The 2,692-nt window shown below is 45.9% G+C and carries 2 protein-coding genes; one reads left to right on the forward strand and one right to left on the reverse strand.

Translation table 11 applies throughout. The features are described from left to right. Window positions 1–812 (forward strand): tetratricopeptide repeat protein (locus tag QM529_07670; protein ID MDI9314532.1); only part of this gene is annotated, 812 nt, incomplete at its 5' end. Window positions 813–1,020: 208 nt separating this feature from the next. Here QM529_07670 and QM529_07675 read toward each other — a convergent pair. After that, window positions 1,021–2,244 (reverse strand): hypothetical protein, encoded by a 1,224-nt coding sequence (locus QM529_07675; GenBank protein ID MDI9314533.1) that lies wholly within the window; start codon window positions 2,242–2,244, stop codon window positions 1,021–1,023. Between the last annotated feature and the right edge of the window lie 448 nt (window positions 2,245–2,692).

Genomic DNA, 2,692 nt, shown 5'->3' on the forward strand with positions numbered 1-2,692 from the left:
ATATTAAAAAAGCATTAAACGAATTATTTGATATTAACACCATAACCCTCTTCCCAGATTTTGAAGGGTGGGTAAAATATTTTGAAATAAAAGAAGAAAAAAGCGCGAAGGATTATTTTAATGATGGTAACGCTAAATACCAAGCCGGTGATTATGCTGGAGCCATTAAAGATTATGACAAGGCGATAGAATTAAATCCGCAAGATGCTGGCGCGTATATTAATCGAGGCGTTGCTAAAGGCATGCTGGGACAAGATAACGAAGCCATTGAAGATTTTACCCAAGTCATATTGCTATATCCAAAATTGGCAATAGCTTATAATAATCGCGGTAATGCACAAAACAATCTAAGTCAACACATCAAAGCTATTGAAGATTTTAACCAAGCCTTAAAACTAAATCCTCAATATGCGAGCGCATATAATAATCGTGGCTTTGCAAAAGACCACATTGGCCAACATAAAGAGGCTATCCAAGATTACAACCAAACAATCAAATTAGATGCAAAGTTTATCGAGGCTTATGTTAACCGAGGTGCTGCAAAAGGCATCTTAGGCCAATATGAAGAAGCCATAGAAGATTTTAATCAAGCTATAAAACTAGACTCCGGAAATATTGGCGCATATGTTAATCGTGGCTTGGCAAACAGCGAATTGCAAAAATATAAAGAGGCTATCTCCGATTTTAATAAAGCCATAGAATTAAACCCGCAATATACAGATGCCTACTATAATCGCGGTGAGGCTAAAATCGCATTAAAGAAATATGAAGAAGCGATAGAAGATTTTAAACGAGCTATTTGCAGGTTATGACAAATCCCTACAGTTAAATCCACAAGATGCAAAGATAGTTAAAAGGCGTGGCACAACATTCCAAGATTGGGCGAAAGTAGAACGTGCGCAGGGCAACGAATCGCGGGCGCGGGAATTGGAAAAATTGGCCGAGGCCGATTTTAAAAAATACCAAGAATTAACCGGCAAAGAAAAACCTTAATGGTTTTTATCTCATAAGTTATGCCGATTAAAAATTAACGCCCAAACCCGCGCCGATGAAGAGGGCAAGGGGGCCGGCTTTGCTGGTGTAGGCGATGGAATCTGAATCCTTGGCGGGGTTTGTCGCGGGGATAGACGAAACCTGCGGCGCGGCTTGTGACCCGGCGTAACGCACCGCCACAACCTCATGCAGGTATTTCATATTCACATCGGCGTGCAATAAACCATTGTCATATTCAACCGCCACCTGCGGCGCAATGACAAAACCCGTGCCGCCATTTGCCGAACCATTGCCGGAGGGGCTGGTGCAGGCGCCATTGGCAATTGTATAAATGTAAGCCGCGCCCTGGGCGGTGCAGGCCGCCCTGGCGTCATCGGTCGCTTTTTTTACTTGGCTTAAAATACCGGCGGCAACCGGGCCGTTGGTGCCCTCGGTGAAAATGATTATCGAGGTTGGTATATGTAAAAGTTGGCGGCCGTCAGACGTAACACCGACGTTGATTAACCAACTGGCAATCGAGTCATCAGTGACGTCTGCCCCGCTAAGTTCACATGTATTAGCCAATGCTGGTTGGCCGGCACTGTCAGATGCGGCATCCTTCCGCAGAGGGCATTGTGGTGCACCGGAATAGACTGCCCCGCCGGCGACCCGTACCCCATTTTGTGCACCGCCAGTTTGTTGCGCCCAAGTGATATTGGAAAGGCTAAAGCCCAAGCCCAAACCGAATCGCACGCCCCAATAATCTGCCTTATCAAGTTTTAGCCGATAATTTGGCACGAATGTCACCACATTGTATTTTGTATCGTAATTATATTGGGCAAGGGAATCGTTCGCGCCGCTTGTGCCGTCGCCGGTCCATTTGTGGTCGAACCCCATATAATCGGCGGATAGGCCTAACCCCGATTTATGAGTCCAGCCCAAACTGACGCCGTAACCGACGGTGCCGGCCCCTGTGGCATTATTGCCGCCACTGGCACCGGTTGCGGCGGTTGATTTATTCCAATCGCCGCCAAAGCCGTAAACATAACCGACATCGGCCTTTAACAATAATTTCCCCGCGACTGCGTTGGCAAGCAATGTGCCGTTCGCGCCCGTGCCGTTACCGACATTTGCAAATTTTTGTCCTACCGCTCCGCTGCTTGAGGACGAGGCCGCGGTTTGCGCATTGGCGTGGGTGGTGAAAACCGCGCTGGATAGCGTGGATGTAATTAACAGCGTGGCCGTTATTTTAGTGAATAAATTCTTTTTCATGATATGTCCCTTTCTCATGAGGCTTGATTGTCTGCAATGGCCAAATGCCATTGCACCACCTAGTGATGAATTTATACGCCTTTTGTCTTTAATTGTCAAACAGGTGGCGGGCAATTGGTTTTTAAGTTATTATGGGTTTTTTATTAGGGAAAGGTTGCACGAACCCACCCAAAAAACATGGTCGCTTCGCTCCCTGTTTTTATCCCTCGTCGGCGGCTGAAGCAATGGAGGCTTTGGCGCAATTTCTCACAAAAAAAAGGTAGAGAAGATAGTGATGCCGCAATGCCCGTCGGCGTGCTTTAGCCAGGGGGGGGCGTGTAACGTTTTTTATATAAAAAAAGTTATAAGAATAAAAAATCAAGTTGGCGAACTAACCTTGGCAATTTATTCGCACTATCACTTCGTTATTTTAGCGTGCGTTTCACCAAAAACATCTTTCAACAAATCA

It is taken from the genome of Hydrotalea sp. (assembly GCA_030054115.1).
GTDB lineage: Bacteria > Pseudomonadota > Alphaproteobacteria > JASGCL01 > JASGCL01 > JASGCL01.